The sequence below is a fragment of the Candidatus Poriferisocius sp. genome, from assembly GCF_965219815.1.
GTDB lineage: Bacteria > Actinomycetota > Acidimicrobiia > Acidimicrobiales > Bin134 > Poriferisocius.
This window is the reverse complement of record NZ_OZ244791.1, coordinates 1,015,184-1,034,359: the sequence shown is the minus strand read 5'-3', so window position 1 is coordinate 1,034,359 and position 19,176 is coordinate 1,015,184. Positions and strand designations below refer to the sequence as shown.

Annotated in this window: 9 protein-coding genes; all 9 read right to left on the bottom strand. The window is 64.4% G+C overall.

The features are described from left to right. Window positions 1–35: 35 nt before the first annotated feature. Window positions 36–1,898 carry an ABC transporter substrate-binding protein gene (locus ACOQPI_RS04965; RefSeq protein WP_420618590.1) on the bottom strand — a complete coding sequence of 621 codons (1,863 nt, stop codon included), beginning with the start codon at window positions 1,896–1,898 and terminating at the stop codon, window positions 36–38. Between the two features lie 126 nt (window positions 1,899–2,024). Further along, complete coding sequence (locus ACOQPI_RS04960) at window positions 2,025–2,927, bottom strand: alpha/beta fold hydrolase (RefSeq protein ID WP_420620989.1); 903 nt, start codon at window positions 2,925–2,927, stop codon at window positions 2,025–2,027. 5 nt (window positions 2,928–2,932) lie between these two features. Continuing rightward, window positions 2,933–3,637 carry a 4'-phosphopantetheinyl transferase family protein gene (locus tag ACOQPI_RS04955; protein WP_420618589.1) on the bottom strand — a complete coding sequence of 235 codons (705 nt, stop codon included), beginning with the start codon at window positions 3,635–3,637 and terminating at the stop codon, window positions 2,933–2,935. Beyond that, window positions 3,634–3,876: a phosphopantetheine-binding protein gene (locus ACOQPI_RS04950; RefSeq protein WP_420618588.1), complete on the bottom strand. Its 243-nt coding sequence runs from the start codon at window positions 3,874–3,876 to the stop codon at window positions 3,634–3,636. The genes ACOQPI_RS04955 and ACOQPI_RS04950 overlap by 4 nt, the downstream gene beginning before the upstream one ends. A gap of 60 nt (window positions 3,877–3,936) precedes the next feature. Next, window positions 3,937–13,536: an SDR family NAD(P)-dependent oxidoreductase gene (locus tag ACOQPI_RS04945; protein ID WP_420618587.1), complete on the bottom strand. Its 9,600-nt coding sequence runs from the start codon at window positions 13,534–13,536 to the stop codon at window positions 3,937–3,939. A gap of 19 nt (window positions 13,537–13,555) precedes the next feature. Continuing rightward, window positions 13,556–15,283, bottom strand: a complete 1,728-nt coding sequence (locus ACOQPI_RS04940; protein WP_420618586.1) for a solute carrier family 23 protein — start codon at window positions 15,281–15,283, stop codon at window positions 13,556–13,558. 13 nt (window positions 15,284–15,296) lie between these two features. Then, entirely contained in the window at window positions 15,297–17,063 is a 1,767-nt protein-coding gene (locus ACOQPI_RS04935) for a uracil-xanthine permease family protein (RefSeq protein WP_420618585.1), read from the bottom strand. Between the two features lie 67 nt (window positions 17,064–17,130). Then, window positions 17,131–18,198 carry an ABC transporter permease gene (locus ACOQPI_RS04930; RefSeq protein WP_420618584.1) on the bottom strand — a complete coding sequence of 356 codons (1,068 nt, stop codon included), beginning with the start codon at window positions 18,196–18,198 and terminating at the stop codon, window positions 17,131–17,133. Next, the gene (locus ACOQPI_RS04925; protein ID WP_420618583.1) at window positions 18,191–19,144 is read right to left on the bottom strand and encodes an ABC transporter permease; all 954 of its coding nucleotides are present in this window, start codon (window positions 19,142–19,144) and stop codon (window positions 18,191–18,193) included. The genes ACOQPI_RS04930 and ACOQPI_RS04925 overlap by 8 nt, the downstream gene beginning before the upstream one ends. Between the last annotated feature and the right edge of the window lie 32 nt (window positions 19,145–19,176).

Genomic DNA, 19,176 nt, shown 5'->3' with positions numbered 1-19,176 from the left:
AGAGCTTCAGTTGCTCAGAATTGTTCCTTTCGAGCTCAGTTCTCGATGTAGGCGTTGCCGAACAGGAAGATGGTGGCGCCAGCCCGCTGGACGCCCTTGATGTTCGGGGCGAGTGCCAAGCCCTCCTCGGTCACCGAGTAGACCATGGCGGGAAGTTGCTCCGACCACACGCACTGCACGGCTGCAATTGCGGCCCGCTGGTCATCCACGTTCGCCGCTCCGTAGAGCTCGCCCAGCGCGGCGTCCATGTCCGGGTGGGCGAAAGCCATCCGGTTGGAGCCGCTGGTGGACAGGAGGTTGTCGTTGAGCGACGCCACCCAAGTGGCACCGTCGGCGTTGAAGCCCCAACCGGCCATCTCGTAGTCGGCCTGGATGATGACCCTGGGAATCAGCACGGTTGTGACGGGACCGAGGTCCACCTCAATATCGAAGCCGGCGGCCTCCAGCATTCCCTCTACCGCCTGGGCGATCTCGGGTCCGGGATCTGTGTCGGCGTGGACCAGCAACATGGAGCCGTCCCAGCCAGTGTCAGCCTTCACCTCTTCAACCAGCGCCGCGGCGGCATCGGGATCGTAGCTCGGTGCCTGATCGGCGCATTCCTGCAACTCGGGCGACCACAGCAAGGTGCCCTCAGCAGCAATGGCGTTGGTGGTCTTGAGCTTGCCCTCGAAGGCTCGCTCGTTGATGATGTCCCGGTTGATGGCGTGGTGGATGGCCTGGCGAATCCTGATGTCCTTGCCGATGACATCGGCGCCTCGGACGCCCTGGTTGAACAGGAACAGCCCGCCCACGTTCTGATCCTCAGAACTCAGAATCGCGCCCGCCTCACGGGCATCGGCGAACACTCGCGGATCGCGCAGGAAGGCGGCGTTGAAGTCGCCGGCTTGGAATGCCTCCCAGTTGGCCACCGAGCTGCCCGGGAAGGTGAACTCGATCTCCTCGATGCACACCGGGCCGCCCCAGTAGTTGTCTCGGGCCCGGAGCACGGTTCGCACGTTGGGCTCCACCTCGGCCACCTCGTAGGGGCCGAAGCTGGCTGAGTTGACCAGGTCGGGGGTGACGGCCATCCGGTTGCGGACCAGTCGGGCTGCGCTGGTTTCCTCGGTGGCGTTGGCCGCCTCTTCATCCAAGAGCTGGGCGATGACTCGCGGGTTCACGATCATACCGGGCTCGTCGCCCAACAGAGTATGGAAGGTGCTCCACCCTCGATGGAGTCGGAATATCACGGTGCTGTCATCGGGGACTTCGGTGTTGTCGAAGTCGATGAGGGCCACCGAGCCGGCCGCCCGGTTGGTCATGCCGTCACCGCGGGAGTCAAAGAACCGGAGCATTGAGTCGACCACGTCTTGGGCAATGAACGCATCGCCGTTGCCGTAGGTGATGCCTGAGCGGATCTTCAACGTCCACTCGGTGAAGTCGTCGTTGGGGGTCAGCGACTCTGCGGCCTGGCCGTTGGATACACCAGCCGCGGGGTCGAACGCCATCAACACGTCCCACACGTTCACTATCTGGGTTCCGCCAACCAAGGCGCCGCTGCTGCCGGTCGGATCCATGTTGGCGTTGGGCGAGAACACCGCGTAGTTGATCTTGGTGCCCTCCACGGTGGCCTCGCACCCATCCATCATCACCTCTTCGGCGGGAGGGTCGTCGCCGTCGTCAGCGGGCTCCGGCGCGGCAGCGTCGTCGCCGTCGCCGTCGTCGGCTGGCGCGGGCGCGTCGTCACCGTCGTCGCCGTCGTCGGCTGGCGCGGGCGCGTCGTCACCGTCATCAGATGGCTCGGCCGGCGCGGGCTCATCCGGGCCGGTGGTCACCCCGTCATCGTCGTCGTTGCCACAGGCCGCGGCCACCAGGCCGAACACCATCAGCAACGCCAGCAGCTTCAATAGCCATGAACGCATGTGCATTTCCCCCTCGTGGAACTTGGTTCCGACACTCTAGGAAACATGGACTATCAGGGCAACCGAGACGACCGACCTCCCCTCAACAGGGCCTAGCGGTGAGAGCTGCGACATGTCTGTCTTCCGCTAGGCAAGCACCGAGTCGATGAACTGGCGCATGATGGCGGCGCATTCTGCTGGTCGCTCTAGCTGGAGCATGTGGGTGGCGTCGGGCAAAAAGTCGTAGTCGACGCTGGAGATGTCGCTGAGATTGAGCGAGGGTAGGTACGAATAAGACAGCGTGGGGTCGGCCCCGAGTACCTTGACCGGGCAGCGGATTTTGGTGAAGTCGATGAACGCTCCGAAGACGCTGGCGTAGTCGATGATCTGCGCTTCGTACTCCCGCGGGCATCGCAGCTCGAATCCCTCCCCATCGGGAGATTCGCGCAGGGTGGCATCGGCCAGCAGGTCAACTGTCCCGGGCACCGCCGCCTTGTAGGTGGGGAATATCCCGAACAGCTCGGTGAACGCGCTCTTGGTCTTGAACCGATGGGTGCGGCGCCGGGCTGACTTCGCCATGCGGATCGCGGCTTCTTCGAAGTCCCGAAAGTTCCTACCCGGCTTGCACAGGGGCGGATCGAATAGGACGAGCGTCGCGTAGTCGCTGCCCTTGGATTCAGAAATGAGGGGCGTGAGGCATGACACGGAGTGGAATACGCCAACCTGTGGTTTCTGGCCGAATTGCCGGCCAATCTCCTCGAGTATGCGGTCATGATCGCCAACCAGCGTCGGAACACTGTGGTTTTCCAAGCCGCCCACCGCGTTCCAGCCATGGTTTCTCATGTCATAGACGATGAGGTCGAAGTCATTGGTCAGGAGCGACCAGAACGGATAGTAGAGGTCGATGGCCAGACCATTGCCATGGCTGAGAATCAGTCGAGTGCCATCGGGGTTTCCGTGGCGGCGAAGAAATACCGACGACTCATCGTCCATTCTCACTTCGTGGACGGAAAGCGGCTCGGGAATGCTCCAGACCGGCTCTTGCTCCATCACGGTTACGGGCTTACTTCATAGGCGATGGCGGCGGCGAATTCGCTCGTTCCCATATCTTCCAGGCACCAGGACGTCTCGGGGATTTGAGCAAACTGGCAGATGCTCTTGCTCGCCCCATGACGCATGTCTTCTGGGATCTCCAATTCTGCGACTTTCATGGAAAGGCCCTTGCCGTGGGCTTTCACCAGCGCCTCTTTGATCGTCCAGAAGCGAAAGAACTCGTGCAGCTTCTGGCACCCGTCAAGCGATTCCAACTCAGCCTTCTCATGCGGGCTGAATACGCCTTCAATGAGGTTCTCGAGATTTCGGCGAGAGGCCCGCTCCTCAACATCCACACCTAGGCGGCCCCTGGGAGCCACGGCAATCAACCCGTGGTTGCCGCTATGGCTCACGTTGAAACTGATGGAAGCAGGCAGGCCGTTGACCAGGGCAAATGGCTTGCCGTGTTTGGCGACCTCAAACCCTAGCGATTCGTTTAGACAACCGAGTTGGCGGCCAAGAATGGCACGGAGCGCGGCGCGGCACAGCACATACCGCCGTTGAGCGGTTGGGGATTGAAAGCGCTCCCAGCGCAAGCGTTCTTCCCCATCAAGCCATGCAAGGGACTCGGCTTCGCGCCCCTGATGGGGGATCAGGTCGACGTGGAAGACGGCAATTTCACCGATGCTCTCGAACCGGCGCCACCAGCTATCTGCGTGGGTGATCAACCAGAGGATTCGAGGTGGTTGATGAGGTCCTGAGGCGTCAAGAGCTCAGCAAACTCCTCAGCCGAGATATCGGTCCCGAACTCCTGGTTGACCATTTGCCAGAACGCCACGATGTCGGAAGAAGCGACACCAGCATCAGCAACGTTGCGAGACAGATCCAAGGGCTGACCGGCCTCTCGACCCTCAATTTCAACCGTCTGGTCAACAATGGCCCTGATCCGCTCTTCAGTCGAAGACATTGACTTGCTCCTTTGCAACAGAATGAAAGCGGGGAAAGTGTAGCAAGGGGCGCGAAATTGTCAATCGTCCTCGGAGCCCCTGGACTGTGGCGGCGCCTCTACCCAGAAGCGCTGCCGCTGGAACGGGTAGTCGGGCAGCGGGATCCGGCGACGCGCCTCGCCTTGGAAAAAGCTCTCAAATTGAATCGCCTGCCCATCGGCATATTCCGCGGCAGCCGTCGCAAGCGGATCATCGCCGCTTTCAGGCATCGCCGCGCCGCTCTGAACTTGCTGCTCTCCTCCCTCAATGAGCGCGTTGAGTTGTCGGCGGAGGGATTCGGCATCGTTGAACACCAACCCAGCCCGATGCGAGAAGTGGCTTCGCCCGATGCTGGCCGTCCACGCCAGGTCGGAGAGCAGCGGGTCGGTTGCAGCACCGGCCGCCAAGAGCTCATCGGCGCGCTCGTCGAGCCAGGAGATATATCGCTGGGCGAGTTCTTCCAATGCCTCCGGTGTCTTGGCCGACAACGGCAGCAGCCGTCTTGTCTGCGGCTCCGCTCCCCCATCGAGCTGCGATTCCCCGGCTGCCACGGCTTGCGGTGACCCCACCGGCTGCCACGGCTTGCTGAATCCATCGGAATCATCAGCAGTGGGTTGGTACCCCTCCACCACGATGTGCGAATTGGCGCCGGAGATTCCGAATGAGTTGACCGCGGCCAACGACTGGCGACTTGGGTCTCCTGGCCACTCGATTGCCTCGGTGGCAACCCTCAGCGACATCCTCGGCCAATCGATCTCGGGACTGGGCTCGCTGAAGTGCAGATGCCTCGGCACCGTCCTATGCCTCATCCCCAGCACAACCTTGATCAAGCTGGCCATCCCGGCCGCGCCCTCGAGGTGCCCGATGTTGGTTTTCACCGATCCGATCCATACCGGGTGGTCTTCCTCGCGCCCTCGGCCATAGACGGCGGCAATGGCGCTGGCCTCCACCGCATCGCCCACTGCGGTGCCTGCTCCGTGTGCTTCCACATAGTCCACCTCATCCGCTGAGATGCCAGCCCGGGCCAGCGCCTCCACCATGACCCGCTCCTGAGCCCGGCCACTGGGGACGGTCACGGCAAGACCCGCCCCGGTTTGGCTCACCGCCGACCCCCGGACAACCCCCCAGATCCGATCGCCGTCCGCCTCGGCATCGCTCAGCCGCTTCAACACCACAACGCCGCATCCCTCGCCGCGGACATAGCCGTCGGCCGAGGCGTCAAATGACTTGCACTGCCCCTGCAACGACAGCATGTCGGCCTCGACCAATGCATTGGTGACCGTATTCGACAAGATGGCGTTCACGCCCCCCACCAGGGCGATGTCGGTCTCCCCTCGCCGAAGGCCCTCCACCGCTTGGTGTACCGCAAACAGCGACGACGCGCAGGCCAAGTCCAGCGGCACCGCCGGTCCCTCCATGCCCAGCGAGAACGCCACCTTTCCCACGGTCACGCTTCCCGCGGTGTTGAGATGGCCTCCGGCTCGACCGCTCTTTTGGATGACGCCCCGGTATTCGCTGACACCGAGTCCGATATACAACCCGCTGCGGCTTCCCTTCAGACGTTCGGGATCGATAGCGGCATCCTCAACCGCCTGCCAGCTGGTCTCCAGCAATAGCCGTTGCAGCGGATCGATCGACCACGCCTCTCTCGGCGCAACCCGGAAGAACTGGGAATCAAAGGTGTCGAGTCCCTCGATGAACGAACCCCTGCGGTAGATCGCATCCTCGGCGGCTGGATCGCCGAGGACTCCCTCCCACGAGCCGCCGTCTTGGCGTCCGTCGGTAACCGTGTTCTCTCCCGCGTCCAGCAGGCGCCAGAAGGCCGATAGGTCTTCGGCACCGGGGAACCGGCAGGCCATGCCAACGATGGCGATCCCCTCGTCCGTCTGGGCGACCCGGGGCCGGGATACCTCCACTGCTTCCTGGGGTTCGGGGCCTTCGCCGGCCTGTCCGAACTCCTGGGACAAGTGCCGGGCCAATCCGGTGACGTCCGGGTAGTCGAAAATCGCGGTGTTCGACACGGTGTACTCGCCGGCGAACGCCCGGTTCAGCCGGTTCCGCAGCTCCACCACCATCAGCGAGTCCATGCCCAGGTCGGCGAACACGGCTGATTCATTCGGCAGGTCGGGCAACCGCATCACGGCTTGCAGCTCTCGTTGCAGGTGTGAGATCAACTTCTCCTCGCGCTCTGCGGCGGCGGCATTCCTTAGGTCGTCCAACAGATCGACCGACGATTCCTGGGATTCGGCAGAGGCACCAGCCGACAGCAGGTCTTCCAAGAAGAGCGATCGGGCGTCGGGGCCTTCGGAGACCACCTGCCAGTCGACCGCTGCCACCATGCCCATGGTCACGTCTTGGCGCACCAGATGGTCGAACGCCTTCAATCCCTGCTCGGGGGTGAGCCACCCCGTGCCCGCCGCTTCGAGTTGCCCGGCGATCCGCTCCCGGTGCTCCTCGGCCTCACCCAAGCCCGACCAAGCCCCCCAGGCGATTGACTGCCCGGGCAGGCCCAGCGAACGCCGGTGGGCGGCAAGCTGGTCTAGAAACGCATTGGCGGCGGCGTGGTTCGACTGCCCTGAATTGCCCAAAACCCCGGCCACACTGGAGAACAACACGAACAGATCGAGATCACGGTCTTCGGTGGCCCGATGCAGATGCCAGGCCCCCAGCATCTTCGGCCACAGCACCTCCTCGAACTTCTCCCAAGTCTGGTTGGTGAGCGCGCCGTCGGACAGCACTCCCACACTGTGGATCACCCCTCCGAGCGGCAGCAGATCGGCGTCGATCCGGGCCAGCATCTGGTCGATGGCAGATGGGTCGGTCACATCGGCCAGTTCGACCTCCACCGCCACTCCCTGTCGGCGGAGCTCGCTGATCGCCTCCTCCGCCTCGGGATCGGGGGGCCGCCGCCCGTTCAACACGATGGCCCCCGCGCCTCGGCCGGCCAGCCAGCCGGCAACCGCGCAGCCAATGCCCCCCAGGCCACCGGTCACCAGATAGGTCCGGTCGTCCCTCAACCGTCCCGTCTCAAGGGGGGAACCGGCGAGAACCAGCTTGCCGATGTGTCGGGCGGCCTGCATGTATTTCATCGCCGACCCCGCCTCGGCCAGCGACCACCGAGTGTGCACCAGCGGCGCCAGCTCACCGGCCGCCACCCGGGCCACCACTCGCCGGAGGGCCTCTCCGGGCACCGCGGGATTCTGTTCTTTGAGGACGTCGAGCTCCAAGATCCAGTAGCCCACGTCGGGCCGGGCCGCGGCCATCTCCTCTTCGCTTAGGATGTCCACCCGGGCCAGCTCCACGAAACGGCCGCCATGAGCCAAGCAGGACAGGCTGGCGTCGATGAAGCCCGGGCCGGTCAGGCTGTTGACCACCACATGAACGCCCTCGCCCCCAGTGGCCTCGAGGATTTCCTCCGCAAAACTGGTCTGACGGCTGTCAAATACATGTTCCACGCCCAGCGACCGCAGATACGCCTGCTTCGGAGCGCTCGTGGTGGCGAACACCTCGGCCCCCGCCGCTTGGGCCAACTGCACCGCGGCCAGCCCCACTCCTCCCGTTCCGGCGTGGATCAAAACCCGTTCGCCTGACTTGAGGCCGGCCAGGTCGAAAGAAAGCGCAGACGTAACAAAGACGGTGGGCAACGTGGCCAGCGCTGCGGGCGAAATGCCCGATGGGGCCAGCGCCACCAACTCCTCGGTGGTGACCACCTCCGAGCCCAGCGTGCCGAACCCCAATCCGGCCACTCGATCGCCCACCGAAACCGTGGACACGTCGGCGCCCATCTCAACCACCCGGCCGCAGAACTCCTCGCCCAGCGAGCCCTCGCCGATGACGCCCAACGAGCGGAACATGTCCAAGAAGTTGAGCCCGGCGGCTTCCACCGCTACTCGTACCCCCCGGCCAGCCAGCGCCGCCGGCGGGCGGGGTTCTGGTTTGACCCCTTCGAGGGCGCCGCCGGCGTCAGCGGCCAGCAACCAGCTCACGTCTCCCGCCGGATCAGGTAGATTCGGGCGACCCGACCCCACCCCGGCCCGAGCCAACCGGGCTGCCTGACGCAAACCCATGCGGTAGGCAATGTGGGTCTCTGCGTCGGGATAGAGCAGCTCATTGTCCAAGTCGGAGAGCGGCGGCACCGGACTGGCAAGGTCCAAATCGATCATCCTCGGGTTCAGATGAGGCGCTTCGCGGGCCACCACTTTTCCGAGGCCCCAGAGCATGGCCCCGGCGATGCCCTCGGCAGGCTCATGCTCCAGCACTTGCGCCCCCTGGGTCACCAGCCAAACCCCGTTTGCGGGAGCGGCGTCGGCGTCACCCATCCCCTGCAAAAGGGCCAGCGCGCTTTTACCAGCTTCGGCGGCATCCTCCGCGAGATGCTCGGTGATGATCTGAACCCCGTGGCCGTGTAGAAGCCTAAGGTGGACCACGCCGCGGAGCACGGCATCCGGTGGAATGCTGTCGAACAGTGAATGCCACGCCTCCCGCTCGTAAATTGGCATCGATATCTCGACCAGTCCGGGGTCGTTGGGCAATTGCACCGTGTCGGTAGCCGGACCGTGGCTGACCAGTACCACCGTCTGGTTGCGGTCAACCAGTTCTTGCCCCAAGCCCTCGGCGGTGTCCCAGAGATCCTCCGTCAAGATCCACACTCCGGGCTGCTCGCTCACTTCTGCCGGTCCCTGGGCCACAATCACCCCGCGATCAGGCTGTCGGCCGGTGTCAGGCGGGTCCACGCCCAGAACCTCTGCCGCCGGGAAACCGGAGTCTCCCAGCGCCCGGAGCCACACTTCGGGACTGGTCAGGGCGTGGTGCGGGCGATAGTGGTCGGCAAACCGCCACCAACCATCGAGCGGTCCGAAAGAAAGGTCCAGCCAGCCCAGGCCGCGAAGGGTCTCCAACGCAACCAGATGGCCCGAGGGCGCGAGGAGCCGTCGACAATTGCCCAGCGTCTCATCCAGGAACCGGGTGGCGTGCAACACGTTGGAGGCGATCACCAGGTCGTAGCCGTGGTGGTCGAAGCCCTGCTCCGCGGGATCGACCTCGATGTCCAGCACCCGGTAGTCGATCGACGCCTCCGCACCGCCAAATCGTCTCTCCGCCTCGGCGAAGAAACCAGCCGAGATGTCGGTGTAGGTGTAGTCGAAACGCCCGGCGGGAAGCTCGGGCAGCACCGATGCCGTCGCCGACCCAGTGCCCGCTCCCACCTCCAGCACCCGCAACCGCCGACCCTCCGGCAATTCGGCCAGAAGTGTCGCCACGGCGTCACCGAGCATCCGGTTTGAGGCCTGGGCCATGGGCGCCTTCACATACAGATCGGCGGCGCTGGGCTCGCCGCTGCCAAACAGCAGGGTCAGAGGATCGGCGTCGCCCACCACCACCTCGGCCAATGCTCCCGCGCATCGCCGGAACAGCCCGATCTCCATGGTTCCGTGGGGATACTGGCCTTCCATCCAGTCGGCCCGGGCCGCAGGGTCGCTGGCCAGCACCTCAGGCAGGGGGTCATCGGAGCCGACTCTCACGGTGAACCCGTCGCCGACCTCATCCAGCACGCCGGCTTTGGCCATCATCTCGAGCATCCGCCGGAACAGGCGTCCATGCTCGGGGGCAACCCCCAACTGCTCCCTCAGCTCATCGGGCGCCACGGTGTCGCCCGCGGTGCGCACCCACCCCAGCCGATCCAGGGCCAAACGGGCATACGACCACGCCAGTTTTTCGAGGTCGGACAGAAAGCCAACCCGGCTCTCGGCCTCAACCCCTTCGGCCGCCAGGTACTGGGTGAACGGCTCTGAACTCGCGGCAACTGCACTCGGTGGGGGCAGGAAATCGGCCGGCAGCATCCCTGGGGCGAGAGGGCTGTCTCGCCAAACAATTTCATAGAGGAGATCGTCGAGGCTCCCGGCGGCCGACAACAGCGCAGCCCGCGTGGCCCGCTTCACCGTATAGCCGCTCAAGCCCCCTAGCACGGTGCCGCGCTGGTCGTAGAACACCAGGTCTCCGGTAAGAACCTCAGGAGTCTCGGCGGTCGGTTCCGCGGGTTCCTTCAACCGCGCATGGCATACCAACTGGTCGGGCATGGGTCCGGTTAGCCACAAACGCTCCCAACCGAAGGGCAGATAGGCCACACCATCATCGCCACCAGCCCCACTTCGAGCCTCGGCCATCACCTGGAAGCAGCCGTCCAAGAGCAGCGGATGCACTTCGATGCCGCCTCGGTCAATGGTCTCGGGCAGCGACAATTCGCCCACCGCTTCGCCTTCTGAGGCCCACAACGCCCGCAGGGTGCGGAACGGAGTGCCGAGCTCCACTCCTGCGCTCGTCCGAGAGCGGTAAAACTCCGAGACGTCTCTGGGTTCCAACCCGGCCTTCAGGCCTTCCAAGTCGACGTTGTCAGCCCCCTCAGGTCGCCCGGCTTCCGAATGGGCCAGGCCCTCGGCGTGCTGCGTCCATCCGTCCTCACCGGGGCCCCGGCTGTAGATCTCGAATCGAGCGGGCGTCCTCGGATCGGCCTCATCCAATACGAACTGCACTTGGCGACCCTCGGGTGCCGCCCCTTCATCGGAGTCCGGCCCAGGAAAGACCATCGGGCTGAGCAGTTGAAGATCTTCCACCACGAGGCTGCGGCCTGTTGGTGCTGATGGCCGACCGCTCCCATTGGCGACCAGCGCCGAGACCGCCATGGTTCCGTACAGCGCGCCTGGGGTGATCACCTGCCCGTACACCCGGTGGTCGCTCAGCCATGCGGGATCGGAAGAATCCATTTCTGTCTCAAACTGAAGCTCGCCTCGAGGGGATTCGTGGCAAACGCCCAACAGCGGATGCCCTGCACTGGATCGACGGCGTCGTGCAGCTTCCACCCAGTGGCGCTGGCGTTGGAACGGGTAGCCCGGAAGCGAGACACGGCGTCGGGACTCGCCGCCATACAGGCCCTCAAATCTGATATCGAGCCCAGACTGGTACGCCCCCACCACCGCGTCGAGGAATCCGCAGCCATCCTCGGGGGTAGGAGTTCGATCCGAGGGCCGCTTCATGCTCGACACCACAATCGGCTCGGCCACCGCGGTCTGGGCAGGCCAGGACAGAACCGTCATGGGGCCGAGCACTGCCCCGGGGCCGACTTCGATAACCGCGTCCACCCCCAATTCGGCCAATGCTTCCACGCTGGTCCGAAACTCCACCGGCTGGCGGGCCTGGCGGCGCCAATACGCCCCGTCCATCGCTCGGCCATCTTCCAGCACTTGGCCGGTCATGCTGCTCACCACGGTTAGCGCCGGCTCGCCCACCGCAAGTTCGGAGAGCAGCCCTTCGATACCGTCCAAAATCGGCTCAACCATGGCGCTGTGGTATCCGGCGCTTCTCCCCAATCGCCGGACTCTGACTTCTTCGGCCTCAAAGCGCCCCAGCAGCGCTTCCACATCGGCGGTCGGTCCGCTCACCATCAGGTGAGCCCCGTTGTCGGCGGCAATGGCCAGCCGCGGGTCGCCCGACGCCGCGCATTGCTCTTCCACTACGGCGGCCAGCACCGATGCCGAAGCGAACACTGCGGCCATCGCACCGGGCTCTGCCAGCTCCGACATGAGCTTGCCTCGCCCGGCGGCGAAGCGAAGGCCGTCCTCCAGGCTGAGCACGCCCGCGGTGTGAGCAGCCGCGATTTCTCCCAGGCTGTGCCCCACCACCGCATGGGGCCGAACCCCCAGGCTCGACCACATAGCGGTGAGCGCACACTCCAACGCGTAGATGGCGGGCTGCGTCCACGCCGGATCGTCCAAGTCTCCGTCGGCATCGGGCCACCCGAACATCACCGCCAGCAACGACGTGCCCCGCTCTTGTCGAAACACCTCCTCGCAACGATCCAACACCGCTCTCGCCACCGGCTCGCTCTGATAGAGCGTCTCCCCCATGCCGACCCACTGGCTGCCCTGCCCGGTGTAGGCAAAGGCCACCTTCGCTGCGACCGACGACCCGGCCACCTCATCGTCGGCTGCCACCAGTGCATCGAGCTTGCCCCGCAGCGACTCGGCGCCAGTGAACACCACCCCGGCCCGATGGGAGAAATGGCTGCGGCCCACCCCGGCCGTCCAGGCAGTGTCAGCCAGCACCTCCCCCGACGGGGGATCAATATCGTCGTCCAACCACCTGAGATAAACCTGAGCCAGTTCTCTCAGAGCTTTGTCCGACTTCGCCGACAAGGGCAGCAGCCTCGCGGCGCGCGCCATGGCGGGGTCGTCCACCGGCATGGCCGCTGCGCCATCCGCGCTGGCTACGGCAATGGGCACAGGAGCACCTGTCGGCCACCGCTCTTCTCCGGGCTGGGCGGGTTCGCGGTTGCCGACCCCGTAGGCCTCCACAATGACGTGGGCGTTGGTGCCCGACCAGCCGAACCCGCTCACCCCGGCCAAGGACATGCGGTCGGAGCGGTTCGGCCAGGAGGTGGGCTCGGCCGTCACCTTCAGCGGAACCTGGTCCCAGTCGATGGCGGGGGTCGGATTCTCATAGTGCAGGTGCGGGGGAATCACCCCCTTCTTCATCGACAACATCACCTTGACCAAGCCGGCCACACCGGCGGCTGGCTCCAAGTGGCCGACGTTCGTCTTCACCGACCCGATGAGCAGCGGTTGATCGGCGTCGCGCTCTTGGCAATAGGCACCAACGGCTGCTTCCAACTCAATGGGGTCGCCGACCGGGGTCCCGGTACCGTGCGCCTCCAGATAGTCCACTTCAGAAGGCTGAACTCCCGACCGGGCCAACGCCTCCTCGATCACCAGCTTCTGGGCCACCCCGTTGGGCACGGTCAACCCGGTGCTGGCGCCGTCCTGGTTCAGCGCCGATCCCCGGATCACGCCCCAAATCCGGTCGCAGTCGGCCTCGGCATCGCTCAGCCGCTTCAGTACCAGGATGCCGCAGCCCTCACCTCGCACATACCCGTCGGCGGCAGCGTCGAACGTCTTGCACTTCCCATCGGGGGCCAGCATCCCGGCATTGCCCCGCAATTCGAACAGCCGACCCGACAGGATCACGTGTACTCCTCCGGCCAGGGCCAGGTCGGCCTCATCCCTCTGGAGCCCCGATACCGCCTGATGGACCGCGGTCAGCGAAGACGAGCAGGCAGTGTCCACCGCCAGCGCCGGACCTTGCAGCCCCAAGGCAAAGGCCACTCGCCCGATGGCGGTGTTGAAGGATGTGCCGCTCACCGAGTACAGGCTGACCGCCGCCTCCGCGGAGACGCTGTTGGCCAAGATCAGGGCACGGTAGTCGTAGTTGCTGATTCCGGCATACACCCCGGTGCGGCTGCCTCGCAGTCCCTCAGGATCGATACCCGCGTCCTCAAGGGCCTGCCAGCTCGTTTCCAGCATCAGCCGCTGCTGGGGATCCAGCAGCTGGGCCTCAACCGGCGAGATTCGGAAGAACGAGGCGTCGAATTGGTCGATGTCGTCGATGAATCCGGCGAAGCGACAGGCAACGTTCTGAACGTCGGCGTCTTGGAACAGCTCTCCGACTCTCCCCTCGCCGGAACCGGGAATCCCCTCGCTTACCGCGTTCTCACCCGCTTCCAGCAAACGCCAGAACGCCGACAGGCCGTTAGCACCGGGAAACCGGCAGGCCATCCCGACGACCGCGATTGATTCCCCTGCACGAGAAGTCATGCTCTCTCCTACGCCGAGGCTAACCCGTGCCTTTGACCTGAACCGTCACCACATCCAGGCCGTGGTATTTCTGATGGTGGACCGTTGAGGCGTAATGCCGCAACAGGCGAAGCGATATCTCGCCTTCCTCAATCCCCTCGGATTCCTCGCTCAAATACGCCAGCCGGTCTTCGAGGTTCTCTTCGTCGAACACGGCCAGAAACTCCATCTCCACCGAACCGGCATCAGGACGGGCCTGGATAATCAAACGAGCGGTTTCACCGCGGCTTCCGTGATCTTCCGACCGTAAAAGGCTCATCAGCGTTTCCTCGCCTGCCGAGCGCAGCCGCAGGCTGGAAGCCTCGTTCCAACTGATCTGATCGGCCACTTCCTCAAGGAATTCGTCGATCTCCCCCAGCGAGGAGAGGTCGAGCTCAACGGCCAGCCGGCGAGGGCGGTGCGGGCTGGTCAAGTCCAAGAACACGGTGAGCGCAACGGAGACAACCGCCCCCACCATCACGCCGTTGTCCAACAGCGCCCCCCATGTAGTGCCCAGCAAGTCGGCGAATATGGTCTGGTTCTCCAGCCCGACCCCCAGCGAAAACGCCACCCCCACCACCATCGCCTTCTGGGCGTCGAGTCCGTCGCGCATCACCGTTTGGATGCCTCCCACGAACAGGAGCCCGATCGCCGACAGGACGTAGGCCCCCATCACCGGGCTCGGGATCACTGTCAATACGGCAGTCAGCTTGGGGAAGAATGCCAGCAGGGCGAACAGCGCCCCGGCGGCGAACCCCACGCTGCGGGCGGCCACCCCGGTCAGGGTGGTCAGCTGCACACTCTTGGACGAATAGACGGTGGTGGGGGGGGTCCCGGCCAGACCGGAGAAGAAGATGCCCAGTCCGTTGGTGTTGAGCGAGCCCTGGACCAGCCGGAAGTCGGTCACCCGCGGCCGCCGCCAAGACGCCTGCTGGATGGCGACGCTGTCGCTGATGTTCTTGATGCCGCCCACCAGCGTGACCACCACGAACACCGGTAACAGCGCCCAGAATCCGGCGCCGGGAGTCAGGTCGAATCCCGGGGCGCCGCTGTTGGGAACGCCGAACCAGGGGTCTTCGATGACGCGCTCGAAGTCGAACGCCCCAAAGAACGCTGCGGCTACACAGCCCGCTCCCATGCCGATGATGGGCGACCAGAGCCGCCAGGCCCCGGTGACCTTCAACGCCAGAACCACCGTTGCGATCAGCGTGACCAGCGCGATGACCGGGCCGGCGGCATCCGAGGTGCCCTCGGGCACCTCCGGCACGCGGTCGAGGGCAATGGGCAAGACGGTGGCGGCGATGAGCATGAGCACGGTGCCGGAGACCACCGGGGTGATGATCCGGCGCAGCAGGGGCAGCCAGAACGACAACAGGAGATAGAACAGCGAGGACACCACCACGAGGCTGGCCAGCAGGCTCGGTCCCCCCTCGTTCAGCGCCAGTACTGAGATGGCCACGAAGTTGGTGGTGACCCCCATGAGCAGCACATGGCCGGCGCCGAATCTTCCGATCCGAGTGGCCTGCAAGGCGGTGAGCGTCCCGGAGATGATCAACGCGGCGAACACTGCCCATGACAGATAGGAGTCGCCCTGGCCTCCCGCTCGTGCGGTGATGGCCACGATCAGCACGATTCCCAGCATGTTGGCCATCACACCCTGGGCGCCCACGGCGATAGCCACCAAAGGGGGGCAGGGATCGTTGGGCTCGTAGCGGATGGCCTCGTTCATGATTCTGATTGCGCTACCTCGAGCCTCGGACCTGCACGGTCACGATATCCAGCCCGTGGTATTTCTGATGATGGACCGACGAGGAGTAGTGGCGAAGCAGGCGAAGCGACACATCCCCCTCCTGCAAGCCCTCAGCCTCTTCGGACAAGTATGCCAACCGGTCTTCGAGGTTCTCCTCGTCGAACACGGCGAGAAACTCCATCTCCACCATTGCGGCCTCGGGACGGGCCTGGATGATCAGCCGGGCGGCCTTCTCGGCATCCGCCTCGGGCGGCATCAGGCTGGTCAGCAGCTCTTCGCCGGCCTCATCGGGTTGCACCAGGCTCAGCAAGGCCTCCTCCCCGGCGGAGCGCAGCCGCTGGGCAGAAGCCTCGTCCCATCCGTTCCTGGCCGCCAGTTCTTGCAAGAACCGATCGATCTCGGGAAGCGACGAGACGCTGAGCTCGACTTCCAAGCGGCTGCGCCGCTTCGGGCTGGTTAGATCCAAGAACACGACCATCGCCAGTGCGGCGATTGCACCTACCAGCATTCCGTTGTCGAGCAGCAGACCCCATTTGTGGCCCAGGAGGTCGGTGAAAATGGTCTGGTTGTCGAGTCCCATGCCCAGCGCGAACGCAACACCCACCACCAGCGCCTTCTGCCCGTCGAGCCCGTCCTGCACCACCGTGCGGATGCCGCTCACGAAGAGCAGCGCGATTGTTACCAGCAAGTAGGCGGCGACAACTGGGCTGGGGAGGGTGAGCAAGAACGCGGTCATCTTGGGCAGAAAGGCCAGGGCAAGCAGGGTGCCGCCGATCAAATAGCCGATGCGACGAGCCGCCACCCCGGTAAAGCTGATGAGCGACACGCTGGTGCCCGAGTAGACGGAGGTGGGCAGAACGCCGAAGATGCCAGCCGACAAGATACCCAGCCCATTGGTGTTGAGCGAGCCCTGGACCAGCCGGAAGTCGGGAACTTGAGGGCGACGCGAGGAGGCCTGCTGTATGGCCACGCTGTCGCTCATGTTCTTGACCCCGCCCGCCAGTGTTACCACCACGAACGCGGGCAGAAGCGACCAGAAACCCGCCCTAGGGGTGAGGTCGAATCCGGGGAACCCGCCAGAGTCGGGGATGCCCACCCAGGCCGCGTCGCCCACCGAGCTGACCTCGTAGGCGCCGAACAGCACGGCCACCACGCTCCCGGAGACGATCCCAATGAGCGGTGACCACAGTCGCCATGCCCCCGATGCCCGCATGTGCAAGAGGATGAATACCGCCAGCGTTACGAAGGCAATGGTCGGTCCCGCGGCCTCAGGCGCATCGGCAGGCACCTCTTCCACCCGGTCGAGCGCCACCGGCAAGACGGTGCCGGCGATCAGCAGGAGGACTGTGCCGGTGACCACCGGGGTGATTACCCGGCGCGTGAACGGCAGCCAGAAGGCCAGCACCAGGTAGAATAGCGAGGCCACCACGGTGAGACTGGCCAATAGCTCCGGGCCGCCTTCGGCCAGGGCCAACACCGAGATGGCGATGAAGTTAGGGGTGGGGCCCATGATCAATATGTGCCCCGTGCCGAAGCGCCGGAACCGGCTGGCCTGCAAAGTAGTCAGCACCCCGGCAATGATCATGGCCGCGAACAGCGACCACGAGAAATATCCGGCGTCTTGGCCCCCCGCCCGGGCGGTGACCACCACAATCGACACGATCGGCGCCAACGCCAGCACCACGCCCTGAAGACCAGCGGCGGCAGCAACCCCCGAAGGGCAGTGCTCGTTGGCCTCGTATCGAATGGCGTCGCTCATAGCCGGCCCGCCCTGAAGGCTCCGCGGATTCGCACTACCAAAAGCTAACGCGGAATGCGGAGTGGGATTAGAGCTTGGCCTCGCGGGGGTCCCAGAGGGCTCGGAGGGATTCTCCGATGCGGTTCAGCGACAGCACGGTGAGGAACATCATCACACCGGGAACGAACACGATGTGGGGAGCCTTTTCCAGCAGATTCGGATCGCGGCCCTCCTGGATCATGTTGCCCCACGTGGGCGTGCTGATGGGATCGATGCCCACCCCCAAAAAGGCCAATGAGGTCTCAGCCACGATCACCACCGCCACGACGATAAAGGCGTAGGAGGCCAAGGGCAGGGCCACGTTGGGCATGATCTCCCGGAACAGAATGCGGCTGTTGGACGCTCCCATGGCCTTGGCTGCCGTGACGAATTCCCGAGCCGCGAACGTCAGTGTGTTGGCGCGCGACAGTCGTCCCATGGTGGGGATGCTCAACACCGATAGCGCGAGCGTGATCACGAGCACGCTGCCCCCAAAGATGGCCACGATGGAAAACAGCAAGATTAGGGCGGGGAAGGCCAAAACGGCGTCGGTAATGATGTTGAAGGTTCCCTCGGTTGCCCCCCGAAAGAAGCCCGCAGCCATACCGATGACCGATCCCGCTGCCAGGCCAATGCCCACTGCGCCCAAGCCCACGATCAGGGAGATTCGCGCCCCCCGGATGCTCTGGTTCATAACGCTCTTGCCCAGCCGATCGGTTCCCAGCGGCTCGTCGGTGGTGAACGACGGGGGCCGTTCTCGGTCTTGGAAGTTGGCCTCCAAGCTGTCGAACATCCCGGCCACTTGCAAGAACACAAACAGCACCAGGATGAACAGCCAAACCATCGATATCCATACGGTCGCGTCGACCCGGGACCCAAACATGGCCCGAATCAGCTGCCCTACCCCGGTGAGGATGCCGTATATCCCTCCGAGGGCGAGGATCACCTGAAGCCAGGCCGCGCCGTCGTAGGTAACCAAGAGCTGTATCAGCAGCAAGGCCAGCCCGATGACCAATCGGGCGCTTCCTTCCCGACCGAGGCGAGCGCGGCGACCTCTCTCGGGATCGTCTACAAGCTGGGCCTCAGGCTCGGCAACGACGCCAGTGATGTCAGCCACGTCTAATCCTCGGATCAAGCAGGGCGTACGTGATCTCCACCAGCATGTTCAACATGATGTAGGCCACCGCCACCACCAGCACCAGGCCTTGTAGCACTACCAAGTCATTGCCGGTAATGGAGTCCACCATCTTGAGCCCCATCCCCGGGAGCTGGAACAGCACCTCGATGATGACGGTGCCGCCGATAAGCCGTCCGGTGCTCACCCCCGCCAAAGTGATGAGTGAGAACGAAGACGGCCGCAGGGCGTGGCGGAACAACACATGGGAGGGCGACATGCCCTTGGCTCGGGCCGTCAGCACGAAGTCGTTTTGCAGGGTGGCCATCATGTCGGCCCGCAACAACCGCTGGAACACGGCAATCTCAGTCAGAGACAACGCGACCACCGGCATGATCAAGCGGCGGGAATGGTCCCACCAGTCCCACTCGGTGAGCCGGGTCCACCCCTGGGGCGGCAAAATGTCGAGTTGGTTGAACAAGATGAAGATCAACAGGATGCCGACCAGGAACTGAGGCAAGGAGATAGCGGCAAACGATGCCGCGTTCAACGCCCGATCCACTCTTCGTCCCGCCCGATAGGCGGCATACACCCCCAACGGAATGGCCAGAATCAGCGCCAGAGCTTGGGCTACCACCGTCAATTCCAGGGTGATGGGCAGCCGCTGTCGAATGGTGTCGGAGACTTTCAGGCCATGGGTTCTTACCGACTCGCCCAGATCACCGGTGAGCGCATCCCCCAGCCACTTGCCGTAGCGAACGATGACGTTTTCGTCGAGGCGAAGCTCCCGGTTGACCAACTCCCGGGCGGCGGGCTCCTGGGCCCGCTCTTGTCCCAGCAGGCGAATGGTGGGATCACCGGGCAGCAGCTCCACATAAAAGGAGGAAAAGAAGCTCACCAGGATCAGCACCGGAATGATCCGGATGATGGTGCGCCCGATGGTCTTCAATTTCTCTTAACCTCCCCCTGCGCTTCAGCACA